This is a genomic window from Klebsiella sp. M041 (assembly GCF_059759695.1).
This window is the reverse complement of record NZ_JCAXWU010000012.1, coordinates 84028-97557: the sequence shown is the minus strand read 5'-3', so window position 1 is coordinate 97557 and position 13530 is coordinate 84028. Positions and strand designations below refer to the sequence as shown.

Annotated in this window: 16 protein-coding genes; 5 read left to right on the top strand and 11 right to left on the bottom strand. The window is 56.5% G+C overall.

Annotation, left to right across the window (positions count from 1 at the left end):
• Window positions 1–118: 118 nt before the first annotated feature.
• Genes mltC through mutY form a run of 3 tightly spaced genes read right to left on the bottom strand, consistent with a single transcriptional unit; the run spans window position 119 to window position 2611 of the window.
• The gene (mltC, locus tag AC6CWS_RS17040) at window positions 119–1201 is read right to left on the bottom strand and encodes a membrane-bound lytic murein transglycosylase MltC (RefSeq protein ID WP_002916629.1); all 1083 of its coding nucleotides are present in this window, start codon (window positions 1199–1201) and stop codon (window positions 119–121) included.
• Window positions 1202–1249: 48 nt separating this feature from the next.
• Window positions 1250–1525 (bottom strand): oxidative damage protection protein, encoded by a 276-nt coding sequence (locus AC6CWS_RS17035; RefSeq protein WP_004105744.1) that lies wholly within the window; start codon window positions 1523–1525, stop codon window positions 1250–1252.
• A gap of 27 nt (window positions 1526–1552) precedes the next feature.
• A complete protein-coding gene (gene mutY / locus AC6CWS_RS17030; RefSeq protein ID WP_017899765.1) occupies window positions 1553–2611 on the bottom strand; it encodes an A/G-specific adenine glycosylase in 1059 nt (352 codons plus the stop codon).
• A gap of 136 nt (window positions 2612–2747) precedes the next feature.
• On the opposite strand from mutY, the gene trmB reads away from it, so the two are divergent.
• The 4 genes from trmB (at window position 2748) to AC6CWS_RS17010 (ending at window position 5681) form a co-directional block, all read left to right on the top strand.
• The gene (trmB, locus tag AC6CWS_RS17025; RefSeq protein ID WP_004205192.1) at window positions 2748–3467 is read left to right on the top strand and encodes a tRNA (guanosine(46)-N7)-methyltransferase TrmB; all 720 of its coding nucleotides are present in this window, start codon (window positions 2748–2750) and stop codon (window positions 3465–3467) included.
• Complete coding sequence (locus tag AC6CWS_RS17020) at window positions 3467–3793, top strand: YggL family protein (RefSeq protein WP_080901386.1); 327 nt, start codon at window positions 3467–3469, stop codon at window positions 3791–3793. Before trmB ends, AC6CWS_RS17020 begins: the two co-directional genes overlap by 1 nt.
• 50 nt (window positions 3794–3843) lie before the next feature.
• Entirely contained in the window at window positions 3844–4563 is a 720-nt protein-coding gene (locus tag AC6CWS_RS17015) for a YggN family protein (protein ID WP_032428990.1), read from the top strand.
• Window positions 4564–4673: 110 nt separating this feature from the next.
• Window positions 4674–5681 carry a DUF1202 family protein gene (locus tag AC6CWS_RS17010; RefSeq protein ID WP_080901385.1) on the top strand — a complete coding sequence of 336 codons (1008 nt, stop codon included), beginning with the start codon at window positions 4674–4676 and terminating at the stop codon, window positions 5679–5681.
• 178 nt (window positions 5682–5859) lie between these two features.
• On the opposite strand, the gene AC6CWS_RS17005 is transcribed toward AC6CWS_RS17010, so the two are convergent.
• The 8 genes from AC6CWS_RS17005 to AC6CWS_RS16970 all read right to left on the bottom strand — a co-directional run bounded on the left by AC6CWS_RS17005 (window position 5860) and on the right by AC6CWS_RS16970 (window position 12310).
• Window positions 5860–7161: a TRAP transporter large permease gene (locus AC6CWS_RS17005; protein ID WP_032454052.1), complete on the bottom strand. Its 1302-nt coding sequence runs from the start codon at window positions 7159–7161 to the stop codon at window positions 5860–5862.
• Between the two features lie 9 nt (window positions 7162–7170).
• Complete coding sequence (locus AC6CWS_RS17000) at window positions 7171–7662, bottom strand: TRAP transporter small permease (protein ID WP_044524703.1); 492 nt, start codon at window positions 7660–7662, stop codon at window positions 7171–7173.
• 46 nt (window positions 7663–7708) lie between these two features.
• Window positions 7709–8695, bottom strand: a complete 987-nt coding sequence (locus tag AC6CWS_RS16995; protein ID WP_065882670.1) for a TRAP transporter substrate-binding protein — start codon at window positions 8693–8695, stop codon at window positions 7709–7711.
• A 304-nt stretch (window positions 8696–8999) separates the two neighbouring features.
• On the bottom strand, window positions 9000–10136 hold the full coding sequence (gene hemW, locus AC6CWS_RS16990; protein WP_065882671.1) for a radical SAM family heme chaperone HemW: 1137 nt from the start codon (window positions 10134–10136) through the stop codon (window positions 9000–9002).
• Complete coding sequence (locus tag AC6CWS_RS16985) at window positions 10129–10722, bottom strand: XTP/dITP diphosphatase (protein ID WP_023290995.1); 594 nt, start codon at window positions 10720–10722, stop codon at window positions 10129–10131. Before AC6CWS_RS16985 ends, hemW begins: the two co-directional genes overlap by 8 nt.
• Window positions 10723–10734: 12 nt before the next feature.
• Window positions 10735–11025: a DUF167 family protein YggU gene (gene yggU / locus AC6CWS_RS16980; protein ID WP_004205183.1), complete on the bottom strand. Its 291-nt coding sequence runs from the start codon at window positions 11023–11025 to the stop codon at window positions 10735–10737.
• On the bottom strand, window positions 11022–11588 hold the full coding sequence (locus tag AC6CWS_RS16975; protein WP_002916613.1) for a YggT family protein: 567 nt from the start codon (window positions 11586–11588) through the stop codon (window positions 11022–11024). Before AC6CWS_RS16975 ends, yggU begins: the two co-directional genes overlap by 4 nt.
• Window positions 11589–11608: 20 nt before the next feature.
• On the bottom strand, window positions 11609–12310 hold the full coding sequence (locus AC6CWS_RS16970) for a YggS family pyridoxal phosphate-dependent enzyme (protein WP_004205181.1): 702 nt from the start codon (window positions 12308–12310) through the stop codon (window positions 11609–11611).
• 16 nt (window positions 12311–12326) lie between these two features.
• Between AC6CWS_RS16970 and AC6CWS_RS16965 the strand changes: the two genes are divergently transcribed.
• On the top strand, window positions 12327–13307 hold the full coding sequence (locus tag AC6CWS_RS16965; RefSeq protein WP_044524702.1) for a type IV pilus twitching motility protein PilT: 981 nt from the start codon (window positions 12327–12329) through the stop codon (window positions 13305–13307).
• The last annotated feature ends 223 nt before the right edge of the window (window positions 13308–13530 follow it).

Here is a 13530-nt window from a genome sequence, read left to right as displayed (position 1 = left end):
TATCATTCGCCAAGCGAAGGCTTCTGTTAACTGCCGCAGAAAACCGAAAGATATTGCACCGTATGGCGCAGAAAAAACGCGGCCTCAGCGCGGGGCTGAGGCCGGTGTCAGGAGGGGGTTATTTACGGCGGTAGCTTTTCTGCGCCGTGTTAACTTTATACAGATAGCGGCGCGATTCCGCCGAAGGATGACGGGTAGTCAGGGTCTGGTAGACGTCCCCTGGCGCCATGCTGTTGATGATATTCGCCGCCTGGACTTTATCGCTGGAGAAGACCCGCAGCACGCTGCCGGCGCCGCCGTTATAGGCGGTGATCACCGCGTAGCGACGCGAGGTGGGGTTATCGATGCCGGCGAGGTAGACATTGTTCAGCATCGCCAGGTAGGCGGTACCGGTGTCAATGTTATTCGCCGGGTCGAACAGATAGCTGCGGCTTGGCAGGCCCGATTTACCCTGGGAACGGAAGACGTCTCTGCCGGCGCTGTGCTGGACCACCTGCATCAGCCCCATGGCGTCGGCATGGCTGACCGCATAAGGGTTAAAGGAGGATTCGGTCTGCATAATCGCGAGGATCAGCGACTCATCAACCCCATACTTACGCGAGGCCTGACGCACCATGCCGAGGTATTTATGCGCACGTTTGTCAAGGTGGTTCGGCACCAGGTTGATGGTGATGCTATAGACCACGCGCAGGCCGTTGTTGCGGCTCTTCAGGCGGGTTTGCAGCAGATAGTCGGCAAAGCGCGCGGCGCGCCACTCCCAGCGAATCGATGCCCCGGTGTTATCCACCACCTGGCCATAGAGGAACGGCTCTTTGGAGATCTGAATGTCATCGACATCGGAATAGAGGTCGATGGAGTTGGGGTCATCGCCCATCAGCAGGGTTTTGACGATCGCCTGGCGCAGTCGTCCGCGCGGATCGGTGCCGGCGATGGTCTCGACGGTGATCGTCCCTTCATCGAAGTTGATGTGGCTGCGGGTTTGATACTGGTCGGTGTATTTGACGTAGTCCTTCGGCCCGGCGAGCAGGACTTCGTTGTACCCCCAAATGTTCTCGATGTTGTGGGCAAACTGGCCCATCAGGATATCAAAACCGTTGGTATCCTTGACCCAGGCCTCGTTGTATTCGGCGCCTTTTTTATTGGAGCTGGAACACGAAACGAGCAACGGCGCAATCAGCGCGAGCGCTAAGTATTTTTTCATCATTCCGGGCGTGCGTGTTGTGTTTGTTTTTAAAAGGCCGCAGGGCCCTTACTGTTTTTCCGGCGGCGTATAGCCTTCGATGTGCACGTCTTTCCCTTCAAACAGGAACTGCACCATCTCCTGCTCCAGCAGCTTGCGGTGCTCCGGGTTCATCATGCTGAGCTTTTTCTCGTTGATCAGCATGGTCTGCTTGTGCTGCCACTGCGCCCAGGCTTCTTTGGAGATTTCGTTGTAAATGCGCTTCCCGAGTTCGCCCGGATACAGCTGAAAATCCTGGCCGTCCGCTTCACGCTGCAGGAAGGTACAAAAAATGGTTCTGCTCATAATCAATCCTCTTTGATAGCCGAAAATTTATACCGGCGTTCCGGCTTTTAACTGTTGCAACAAGCGCTCCACGGGGGCCGCCAGACCGACCGACGGCGGCTGCGCTAAGTTATACCAGAGTGCGTTGCCTTCATCCATGCATGCGCCAGATGAGTGCACTGTAAGCCACATCGGCACAATATCCAGATGGAAATGGCTGAAAGTGTGGCGAAAAGCGGTGAGCTGCGTCAGATTATCGGCCTTAATCTGGCGCTGTGCCAGCCACTCGCGCAGGCCCGCTTCGTCGGCAAACTGCGGAAAACAGAACAATCCGCCCCACAGGCCCACCGGCGGACGCTGGGCGAGAAACACCTCGTCGCCGTGCTGCATCAGCAGGAAATAGCCGGTGCGTTCCGGAATGGTCTGCTTCGGTTTTTTGCCCGGATATTCTGCCCATGAATGATTGGCGTAGGCCACGCAGCCGTTGCTCAGCGGGCACAGTTCGCACTTCGGCTTCGAGCGGGTGCAGACCATCGCCCCGAGATCCATCATCGCCTGGTTAAAGCGCTCCACGCCCTTCGCCGGCGTGACCGCTTCGCTGATCTCCCACAGCCGTTTTTCTACCTCTTTTTTCCCCGGCCAGCCGCTGACAGCATAGCAGCGGGCGAGCACGCGCTTCACGTTGCCGTCGAGAATCGGATAATGCTGACCGAGCGAAAGGGATAAAATGGCCCCCGCCGTTGAGCGCCCGACGCCGGGAAGCGCCGCCACTTCGTCAAAAGTTTGCGGGAATTCGCCGCCGTGCTGCGTCGCCACCTGCTGCGCCGCTTTGTGTAAGTTGCGCGCCCGCGCGTAGTAACCCAGTCCGGTCCACAGATGCAGCACCTCATCCAGCGGCGCGTTGGCGAGATCGACCACCGTGGGGAAACGCGCCATAAAGCGTTCAAAATACGGGATAACCGTGGTCACCTGGGTTTGTTGCAACATCACTTCGGAGAGCCATACTTTGTAGGGCGTCTTGGCGATTTGCCAGGGCAGGGTTTTACGCCCGTATTTGTCGTACCAGTCCAGGACCTGGGCTGAAAATTGCGTGGCGAGAAAAGTCAAAGCTACGGCTCCGGGATCGCGATTACAGGGTGGCAGATTGCAGCACAAGGCCGAGTGGCTGTAAACCCTTGCATCCGCCGGGTAACTTTGGATAATGCCCGTTTTCCGAACACTTTCACTAGCAGACCTAACTTTTATGAAAAACGACGTCATCTCTCCGGAATTTGATGAAAACGGCCGTCCGCTGCGCCGTATTCGTAGCTTCGTCCGTCGCCAGGGCCGCCTGACGAAAGGGCAGCAGCATGCGCTGGATAACATTTGGCCGGTGATGGGCGTTGAATTCAACGATGCGCCGCTCGATTTCGCCGCCCTGTTTGGCCGCGAAGCGCCGGTCACCCTCGAAATTGGCTTCGGGATGGGCGCCTCGCTGGTGGCGATGGCAAAAGCCAAACCGGAGCAGAATTTCCTCGGCATCGAAGTACACTCCCCGGGCGTCGGCGCCTGTCTGGCCTCGGCCGAAGAAGAAGGTGTGCAAAACCTGCGCGTGATGTGTCACGATGCGGTGGAAGTGCTGCACACTATGATTCCGGATAACTCGCTGAATATGGTGCAGCTGTTTTTCCCTGACCCGTGGCACAAAGCGCGCCATAATAAACGTCGTATCGTGCAGCCGCCTTTCGCCGAGCTGGTGAAAAGTAAACTGAAGCTCGGCGGCGTCTTCCATATGGCGACCGACTGGGAAGCCTATGCCGTCCATATGCTGGAAGTGATGTCCTCGCTGGAAGGATACCGTAACCAGTCGGCAAGCAACGATTACGTACCGCGCCCGGAATCGCGCCCGGTAACCAAATTTGAACAGCGTGGCCATCGTCTCGGCCACGGCGTATGGGACTTAATGTTCGAGAGGGTGAAATAATGGCCAAGAATCGTAGCCGTCGTCTGCGGAAAAAAATGCATATCGACGAGTTTCAGGAGTTAGGCTTCTCCGTCGCCTGGCGTTTCCCGGAAGGGACCAGCGAAGAACAGATCGACCAGACGGTCAACGATCTGATCGAAGAGGTGATTGAGCCGAACAAGCTGGCCTTTGACGGCAGCGGCTATCTCTCCTGGGAGGGGCTGATCTGCATGCAGGAGATCGGTAAATGTACCGAAGAGCATCAGGCCATCGTGCGCAACTGGCTGGAAGCGCGTAAGTTAGAGGATGTGCGCACCAGCGAACTTTTTGACGTCTGGTGGGACTAAGTTTGACAAGGGTCGGCAACTGCCGGCCCGTTTTGTCTTAAGGGAGTTTTATGATGCGTAAAACGCTGCTGGCGGTGGCGCTCTCCGTCACCGCTTTGTCTGCCCATGCAGACTACCAGTGTAGCGTCACGCCGCGTGACGATGTGATCCTCACCCCGCAGCAGGTCCAGGTGAAAGGGGAAAATGGCAATCTGGTGATCAAACCGGACGGTAACCTGACCTTTAACGGCAAGGCCTATGCCCTCAGCGCCGCCCAGCGCGAGCAGGCCCAGGATTATCAGGCCGGTCTGCGCAGCAGCCTGCCGTGGATTGACGAAGGCGCGCGTTCGCGAGTCGAAAAAGGCCGCAAGGCGCTGGATAAAATCATTACCGAACAGGTCGGCGCCGACAGCAGTATGCACGGTCGTCTGACTAAGCTGGACGCGCAGCTGAAAGAACAGATGAACCGCATCATTGAGCGCCGAAGCGATGGCCTGACCTTCCACTATAAAGCCATCGACCAGGTGCGCGCCGACGGCCAGCAGCTGGTGAATCAGGCGATGGGCGGCATTCTGCAGGACAGCATTAACGAGATGGGGGCGAAAGCGGTGCTCAAAGGCGGCGGCAACCCGCTGCAGGGCATTCTCGGCAGCCTCGGCGGTCTGCAAACCGCGATTCAGGACGAGTGGAAAAACCAGGAGGCCGATTTCCAGCAGTTTGGTAAAGACGTCTGCAGCCGAGTGGTCTCCCTTGAGGACAGCCGCAAAGCGCTGGTGGGCTCGTTAAAGTAAGCGACATCCCGCTACCTGCGTCCGCAGGTAGCAAAATCAGATTTCATTTATCCTGCCTGCGGTGGCGAACGCCTTATGATGCCTGCTGTATTCATAAAAGGAATTTGCTGATGAAAGAGGCATGGAAAACGCTCACCGTCCTGATGATCGCTTCCCCTTGTTACGTGCTGGCGGATGCCAACACGCCAACAGACGACGTGGTGAAAAAACAGTTTGCTGAACAGACTGGCGGGATTATGCGCTTGCAAAGTGTGACGCTAAAGCAGCTCGACGCCCGGGGAAATCAGGCGACCTATATGCTGGAAGGCGATATGGCCGCCGCGGAAGATCTCTATATTTGCGTCGGCGTCGCGGGAGATTACTTTTTTTATGAGCGAGTCTGGACCAGGGGGCGGCCGGTAAAGTTCTCCGCCATGATGACCGCGGTAGGGACCAAAGACTCCGGCTGGCAGACAGAATTCTTTTCGCTGCAGATGGCGGCGAACAGGGGCGGGAGAACCTTTAAGGAAATCGGAGGGGATGAAAGTAAAACCCTGATCGTCAATGACCACAAATTTATGGCGCAATTTGCCAAAATTGACGCCAGCTTTGCCGCCAGCAAAGCCACGATGAAGACGCTGCAAGGGCAACAGGATGCGCTGAAAACCGAGATCGCCGCGTTAGAGGAGCGGATTAACCGTTCATGGGGTACGGATGCGAACGGCAAGCCGCTCGATCGCAGCGACGTGCAGCAGGCGATGCTGGAAAAAATGTATGAAGTAGACCGGCAAAACGATCCGCTGAAATTCGAGAATCATTACTACAAAACTATCTATGAACCCGCCCTGACCGCCTGTCAGAAAAAAGCGGTTTGCGATGCCGGGCCGCTGCGCGCCGAGCGCGATGCTGTGCTGAATGAGCAGAAGCGTAACTATTATCGCCAGCATAAAGAGATGAGTGAAAATATCAAAGCGGAGATGGCCGCGCGCGATAAAAAGATAGCGCCGCTGCAGAAGCAAAAAGGCGAACTGAGCGCTCAGCTGATGGCGCTGGAGATACGCTATCGGGATTTGGCTCGCGACGAAAAATACTGGCAGGAGGGGCTGGAGAAGATGCGCCGCGACGGGGTCCTTAAGTAGCCGAATCAGGTTCGGAATGGCCCGGCTGCGCCTGGCGGGTATAGTGACACAATGTTCTGATACTGAAAATTTTTGCCTGACGGGCAGGGCGCTAAGCGCCGCCCGGGCAGAAGCGTTAGCACGGGGGCTAACGCTCGTTTTTCCTCAGGGAGGAGAGCCCCTTCTCCTGGGCAAAACCCTACATCAGCCCCAGCAGCTGTGGAATAAACAGCGAGATCGGCGGGATATAAACAATCATCATCAGCGCGATCAGCAGGGCGGCGTAGAACGGCAGCAACGGTTTGATGAGCTGCTGAATTTTCACTCCTGAAATGGAGCAGCCGACAAACAGCGCGCTGCCTACCGGCGGGGTCAGCAGGCCGATGCACAGGTTAGCGACCATCATGATGCCGAAATGAACCGGATTCATGCCTAAATCCTCAGCAATGGGCAGAAATATCGGCGTGAAAATCAGCACCGCAGGGGTCATATCCATAAAAATGCCAACGATTAGCAGCACGATATTTATCAACATCAGGATCACCACCGGGTTTTCCGACACCCCCATTAGCGCATCGCTTATCATGTAGGGAATGTCGGCGTTGGTCATCGCCCACGACATGCCCACGGAAAAGCCAATCAGCAGCAGCACAATAGAGGTCATGACTACCGATTCCAGAATCAGCTTCGGCAGATCGCGCCACTTCACTTCCCGATAGATCAGTACCGACAGGATAAAGGTGTAGACCACGGCGATGGCAGAGGCTTCCGTCGCGGTAAAAATGCCGCCAAGGATCCCGCCCATCACAATGATGACCAGCAGCAGGCTGGGCAGAGCATCGAAAAAGGCCTTTGCCGCCTGGGCGCAGGTCGGCCGTTCGGAAACCGGATAGCCGCGGCGTTTAGCGATGCAGCCGCAGACCAGCATAATAGCCAGGCCCATCAGGATGCCCGGCAAATAGCCGGCCATAAACAGCGAGGCGACCGAGACGCCGCCTGCGGTCAGGGAAAAGACGATCAGGACGTTTGACGGCGGAATAAGCAGACCCGTGATGCAGGATGAGACGTTTACCGCTGTGGAAAAGGTCGGATCGTAGCCTTTCTGCGTCTGAATGGGGTTGAGCGTGCCGCCTACCGCCGCGGCGGCGGCGACGGCTGAACCGGAAATCGAGCCGAACATCATATTGGCCAGCACGTTGACGTGGCCCAGAGAGCCCGGCACGCGTCCGACCATCACCTGCGCCAGATTGATTAAACGTATGGCAATCCCGCCGCTGTTCATCAGGGTTCCGGCAAAGATAAAAAAGGGGATGGCCAGCAGCGCGAAGTTATCAAGCCCGTTCGCCAGGCGTTGAGACACGGTAATCACCGCGATATCCCAGGGAAACATCAGCAGCATCGAACCAACGGTAGCGATACCGATGGCGAAGGAGATGGGAACGCCAATAAAAACCAGAATAAAGAAAGCGCCAAACAGCGTCAGTGCAATATAGCTATCCATGAGTGCTCCTTATTCTGCATGTTTGATGTTTTTCAGGCCGTTACTGATAAAACACAATGCGTAAAACATCATCATGATGCCGGTGAGCGGCAGGATCAGATACACGTAGCCCATAGGGATCTGCATCGCGGCTGAGACCTGGGCGGTCGACAGCGTTTTTGCAATCAGTTTTACGCCGCCGGTCACAATCACTGCGCCGGCAAACAGCAGGATCAGCAGGTTAATGATGACGCTGAAAAGCGCCTGCCTGCGGGGAGAGAGCGTCATGGTGAGTAAATCAATCGCCAGGTGACGCTGGGCGCCGACCGTATAGGCCGCGCCCAGTAGCCCGACCCAGATCATTAAGAAGCGCGCCAGCTCGTCGGTCAGGGTGCTTGGCTGGTTGAGCACGTAGCGGCTGAATACCTGCCAGACGACGCAGACAACCAGCGCAATCATTACAGCGACAGAGAAGGCGGCGATGGTGCGGTCCACCGCCAGCTTAATGCGGTTAAGTATCATCGTTGATTTCCTGGTGCAAACGGGCCAGCGGCCGGCCCGTTAAAGGTTATTCCGCGGCAGCTTCAAATTTGGCCAGCAGGGCGGCCTGGCTGGGATCTTTTTTAAAGTCATCGTATAGCGGCTGCACGGCGGCGCGGAACGGCGCTTTATCTACTTTGACTATTTCTCCGCCCAAGGCTTTGGCCTGCGAGCGGGTATCGGCATCGATCTTCCGCCACAGCTGTTGCTGATAAATCTCTGAGGCTTTCGCCGCTTTGATCAGAATGTGCTGCTGATCCGGCGTCAGTTTGTCCCAGGTTTTGCTGGAGATAACGAGGAAGTCAGGGATGGAGGCGTGCTCATCTTCAGAGAATACTTTCGCGATTTCGATATGGCGCGTCTGCACCCAGGAGGGAACGTTATTTTCCGCGCCGTCTACCACCCCCTGCTGCATGGCGGTATAAACTTCACCGAAGGAGATGGGGGTCGGGGAACCGCCCATTAATTCGACCATTTTTAACGTTGTCGGACTGGCCTGGACGCGGATCTTCAGTCCTTTTAAATCTTCCGGTTTAGTAATGGGCTTTTTGGCATAAAAGCTTCGCGTCCCGGCGACATAAGCGGAAAGGGCAAAGAATCCTTTCTCTTTCGTCGAGTTCATTATTTCCTTGCCCACCTCGCCGAAGACGACTTTATTGAAGTGATTCTGGTCGTTAAACAGGAAGGGTAAATTATAAATGGCATAAATATTATCGAAAGACTCCAGATCGCTGGCGGAACCTTTGGTCATATCCAGCGCGCCATTTTGTAATAACTCCATGGTCTCGCGCGCGCTGCCCATCTGACTACTGGGGTAAATACGAATCTTCATCTTACCGTCAGAAAGCTGGTTTACCTCTCTGGACATCTCCTCCAGCGCCTGATGCACCACATGGCTGCGCTCAAGGTTATGTGCCAGTTTTAACGTGACTTTTTCAGCCGCGACGGCCCCTGCGGAGAGTAGGGCCAGTAAAGCTATACCTACCAGAGAACGAGAAAAAGGGTATTTTTTCATGAGTTGGCTCCATGCACTTGGGATAATTGGTCAATATCTTTAGCATCATGCTTTATTTCTGTATGACATATTATCTTTGTTGTCGTACATCTTTAAGCTACCTGACTCACACTTTCTGGCAATGAGGTAAGGAAATAACCGATCTTATTGCTGGATTGATATTTGGCTTGTATTAATTATTGCAAATTAATTTAAGGGTGGAATATTTAATAAGAATGAATCGGATATAATAAGGTATATATGGCGGAGGAATCGAGTTATTCCCATTCCCGCACTCTGCCTGGCGGGAATGGGATAACGATATTTATTCGCTAAGGAATAGTTCGAGAAGAGTATTTAAAAACAGCTTTCCATGCTCGGTGATCTGCCAGTTCTGTTCGTCTTCCTGGAGATAGCCCTGAGCTATCGCCGCGTCCAGCTGCGGACGGATCGCCGCTTCATCAAGACCGGTATAACGGCGGAATTCCGCGCGCGGCGCGGCCTCCAGCAGGCGAAAACGGTTCATAAAGAACTCAAACGGTTTATCCGCCTCTTCCACATCATGCTGACGTTCGAGGTAGCGGCCTTCCATATAGCCGCGCGGGTGGCGGGTTTTGGCAGTACGCAGAATGCGCCCGTCCGGGAAGGTTATCTTGCCGTGCGCGCCGCAGCCGATGCCAAGGTAGTCGCCAAAGCGCCAGTAATTGAGATTATGCTGACACTGATAGCCCGGTTTGGCGTAAGCGGAAGTCTCGTACTGCTGGTAGCCGGCGGCGCTCAGCAGCTGATGCCCCTGCTCGAAAATATCCCATAGCGCGTCGTCATCCGGCAGCACCGGCGGCCGGGAGCCGAACAAGGTGTTCGGCTCAATGGTCAGCTGGTACCACGAGAGATGCGGCGGGTTGAGAGCAATGGCCTGACGCAGATCGTCCAGCGCCTCCTCCAGAGACTGGTCCGGCAAACCGTGCATCAGGTCGAGATTGAAACTGCGCAGGCCCAGGCCGCTGGCGAGGCGTGCCGCGCGTTTGGCCTCTTCCGGGCCGTGGATCCGCCCCAGCCGCTGCAGCTTCGGTTCGCTAAAGCTTTGTACGCCGATGGAGATGCGATTCACCCCGGCGCGCTGGTAATCAACGAAGCGATCGGCCTCGACGGTGCCCGGGTTGGCTTCCATGGTGATTTCCGCCCCGGCGGCCAGCGGCAGGCAGGCGCGGACGCCATCGAGCAGGGTTTGCATGGCCGGGCCGGACAGCAGGCTCGGCGTACCGCCGCCGATAAAAATGGTGCCTATTTCCCGTCCCTGGGCATACTGCGCATCGGCCCGCAGATCGTTCAGCAGATGCTGGACGTAGTCATCGTGCGGCACTTCGCCTTTCAGCGCATGCGAATTAAAGTCGCAGTACGGGCATTTCTGCACGCACCAGGGAATATGGATATAGAGACTCAGCGGCGGCAAATTAGCCATTACGTAATGCTTCCAGTAACAGTTTCAGCGCCTGCCCGCGATGGGAAATAGCGCTCTTTTCTTCACGGCTCAGTTCGGCCGCGGTTTTTCCTTCTGACGGGACGAAGAAGATCGGGTCGTAGCCGAAACCGCCCTGACCCGCGGCTTTCCGGGCGATCACCCCAGGCCAGCTGCCGTGGCACACCAGCGGCGTGGGATCCTCGGCATGGCGCAGATAGACCAGTACGCAGTGGAATTGCGCCTGGCGCTGGTCGTCCGGCACGTCCTGCAGGGCATCGAGCAGTTTCTCAAGGTTCTGCTGGTCGCTGGCGTCGACGCCGGCATAGCGGGCGGAGTAGATGCCCGGCGCGCCGCCCAGGGCATCGACGGCCAGACCGGAATCGTCGGCGATAGCCGGCAGGCCGGTGATCTGCGCCGCATGACGCGCCTTCAGAATCGCGTTTTCAATGAAGGTCAGGCCGGTCTCTTCCGCAGACTCGACGCCCAGCTCGGTCTGAGCGACGATATCGAGACCAAAATCTTCCAGCAGCGAGGCCAGTTCGCGCACTTTACCGGCGTTGCCGGTAGCGAGGACGACTTTTTGCATGATGAATCCTGTTTATTCAGTTAGCGCCGCGACCGCAGTCGGGATCTGTTGTGGGGCGATGATTTTAACTTGCTTATGGCGGCCCAGCTCGCCTTTTTCAATCAGTACCTGGCTTTTGGCGACGCGGAACTGTTTGGCGAGAAATTTCACCAGATGGGCATTGGCCTGGCCATCAACGGGCGGGGCGGTAATGGCGACTTTGAGCTCGTCGCCATGCACGCCCACGATGCTGTCGCGGCTGGCCTTCGGCTGAATATACAGCCTCAGCACCAGCCCGTCAGCGCAGCTTTCAACGGCACTCATAGCGCCATCCACAGCCCCGGCAGCAGTACGTTACCGGTGGCCTGCAGCACCTCGGCGATACCCATATTGATCACGTACAGCAGCAGCACCAGCACCATCGGTGAGAAATCGATACCGCCCATCGACGGCAGCAGGTTGCGGATAGGGCGCAGCAGCGGGTCCGCCAGCTGCATCAGCACATACTCCACCGGGCTGCGTCCCTGGCTGACCCAGCTCATGATCGCCATCAGCAGGAGCACCCAGAAGATCAGCGAGCCGATGGTTTTCAGCAGAATAAGCAGAGCGGAGATCCAGATGATCGGCTGGAAGGTGATCACCATAAACAGTACGATCGCTTTGATGACGCAGAGGATGAATGCCACCAGCAGCGAGGCGCTGTCAATCGGCCCCATTGCCGGGATAATCCGGCGCAGCGGCCCGACAATCGGCTGCGTGGCCTTTACCACAAACTGCGAAAACGGGTTGTAAAAGTCGCAGCGCGCCCACTGCATCCAGACGCGTAACAACACGACCATCGTGTAAAGCTCAATGACCGTTGAAAGCAGGAAAGTCAACGTCTTCATGGCGTTCCTCAGATTCCTTATTATTTGCTGTAGTCGCGCGCACCAAAAATGGCCGTGCCGATGCGCACCATGGTGCTTCCCGCCGCGATAGCGGCTTCCATATCGTCCGACATTCCCAGAGACAACGTATCGACCGTGGGGTACCGCGTTTTTAACCGCGCAAATGCTACCGCCATTTGCTGGGCGACGGCAAACTGCCTTACATATTCTGACTCAGGCGCGGGGATCGCCATCAGGCCGCGCAGCTCCAGATGAGGTAACTCAGCGATCTCCGCCGCTAAAGCATCGAGCGCTTCCAGCGGGATGCCGGATTTACTCTGCTCATCGCTAATGTTGATTTGAATCAGTACCTTCAGCGGCGGCAAATGCGCCGGGCGCTGCTCGTTCAGGCGGGTGGCGATTTTCAACCGATCGACGGTGTGGCACCAGTCAAAATGTTCGGCCACCAGCCGGCTTTTGTTGGACTGCAGGGGGCCAATAAAGTGCCACTGCAGACCGCTGACGCCTGCCTGCTGGAAATGGTTAATCTTCTCCACGCCCTCCTGGACGTAGTTTTCACCAAATGCCCGCTGGCCTGCCGCGATGGCTTCTTCGATCGCGCTCGCAGGTTTCGTTTTACTCACTGCAAGCAATGTCACTTCTTCTGGCGCACGCCCGCAACGGGCGGCGGCACCGGAGATTTTGTCCCGGACCTGTGCCAGGTTATGCGCAATATCGTTCATATTCCGAGGATGAGTTATGAAGCTGGAAGAAATCGTAGCCCTTAGTGTAAAGCATAATGTCTCCGATCTACACCTGTGCAATTCCGCCGCACCGCGCTGGCGGCGGCAGGGCAAGCTGGAGTCCGCTCCCTTTCCCGCGCCGGATATCGCGGATTTACTCAACGACTGGCTCGATGCCGCACAGTTCCAGCACTGGCAGGAGCACGGCCAGATTGACTTTGCGCTGACTCTGGCCTGCGGTTCGCGGCTACGCGCCAGCGCTTTCGCCCATACGCGCGGAATATCGCTGGTGCTGCGCCTGCTGCCCGTCCAGTGCCCGCGTCTGGAGACGCTGGGCGCGCCGCCTGCGCTAAGCGAACTACTGGCGGAAGAGAGTGGCTTGCTGCTGGTCACCGGGGCGACGGGCAGCGGCAAGTCGACTACCCTGGCGGCGATGGTCGGGCATCTCAACCAGCATCTTGATGGCCATATTCTGACGCTGGAGGATCCGGTGGAGTTTATTCATCACAGCGAGCGCTGCCTGATCCAGCAGCGGGAGATTGGCCGTCACTGTCCTTCGTTCTCCGCGGCGCTTCGGGTGGCGCTGCGCCAGGATCCGGATGTGATCCTGCTTGGGGAATTACGCGACAGCGAAACCATCCGCCTGGCGTTGACGGCTGCGGAAACCGGGCATCTTGTGATGGCGACATTACACACCCGCGGCGCGGCGCCGGCGGTGGAGAGATTGATCGATGTCTTTCCGGCAGAGGAGAAAGATCAGGTTCGTAGTCAGCTGGCCGGAAGCCTGTGCGCGGTGCTGGCGCAAAAATTATTACCCGCACGTCAGGGCGGCAGAGTTGCGCTATACGAGCTTCTGGTCAATACGCCGGCGGTGGCGAATTTGATCCGCGAAGGAAAAGTGCACCAGTTGCCCGGTGTTATGCAGACCGGGATGCAGGCCGGAATGCTGACATTTACCCAGAGTTTTCAGCAACGTGTGGCCGCAGGCCAGCTGTAAGGGGGGCGTGAAGCGGGTTGGGTGGTTAAAATGATGTGTTAACTGAATGTTTAAATGCTGTTTCTGGATATTATTTGATAATACAAATAATCTTTCTGAATAAATTCAAATAAGACATTCAGCTGAGATATTTCGACAGTGAATACGCATTTCCAGGAAAAAAGTTTGATTACCTTTTGACAGCTTTGCGGTATTCGATTTATGCTGTTTACGGGAATAGGAT

Coding starts and splice junctions, on each gene's coding strand:
- mltC (WP_002916629.1), bottom strand. CDS start 1,201: ATGAAAAAATACTTAGCGCTCGCGCTGATTGCGCCGTTGCTCGTTTCG.
- AC6CWS_RS17035 (WP_004105744.1), bottom strand. CDS start 1,525: ATGAGCAGAACCATTTTTTGTACCTTCCTGCAGCGTGAAGCGGACGGC.
- trmB (WP_004205192.1), top strand. CDS start 2,748: ATGAAAAACGACGTCATCTCTCCGGAATTTGATGAAAACGGCCGTCCG.
- AC6CWS_RS17020 (WP_080901386.1), top strand. CDS start 3,467: ATGGCCAAGAATCGTAGCCGTCGTCTGCGGAAAAAAATGCATATCGAC.
- AC6CWS_RS17015 (WP_032428990.1), top strand. CDS start 3,844: ATGATGCGTAAAACGCTGCTGGCGGTGGCGCTCTCCGTCACCGCTTTG.
- AC6CWS_RS17010 (WP_080901385.1), top strand. CDS start 4,674: ATGAAAGAGGCATGGAAAACGCTCACCGTCCTGATGATCGCTTCCCCT.
- AC6CWS_RS17005 (WP_032454052.1), bottom strand. CDS start 7,161: ATGGATAGCTATATTGCACTGACGCTGTTTGGCGCTTTCTTTATTCTG.
- AC6CWS_RS17000 (WP_044524703.1), bottom strand. CDS start 7,662: ATGATACTTAACCGCATTAAGCTGGCGGTGGACCGCACCATCGCCGCC.
- AC6CWS_RS16995 (WP_065882670.1), bottom strand. CDS start 8,695: ATGAAAAAATACCCTTTTTCTCGTTCTCTGGTAGGTATAGCTTTACTG.
- hemW (WP_065882671.1), bottom strand. CDS start 10,136: ATGGCTAATTTGCCGCCGCTGAGTCTCTATATCCATATTCCCTGGTGC.
- AC6CWS_RS16985 (WP_023290995.1), bottom strand. CDS start 10,722: ATGCAAAAAGTCGTCCTCGCTACCGGCAACGCCGGTAAAGTGCGCGAA.
- yggU (WP_004205183.1), bottom strand. CDS start 11,025: ATGAGTGCCGTTGAAAGCTGCGCTGACGGGCTGGTGCTGAGGCTGTAT.
- AC6CWS_RS16975 (WP_002916613.1), bottom strand. CDS start 11,588: ATGAAGACGTTGACTTTCCTGCTTTCAACGGTCATTGAGCTTTACACG.
- AC6CWS_RS16970 (WP_004205181.1), bottom strand. CDS start 12,310: ATGAACGATATTGCGCATAACCTGGCACAGGTCCGGGACAAAATCTCC.
- AC6CWS_RS16965 (WP_044524702.1), top strand. CDS start 12,327: ATGAAGCTGGAAGAAATCGTAGCCCTTAGTGTAAAGCATAATGTCTCC.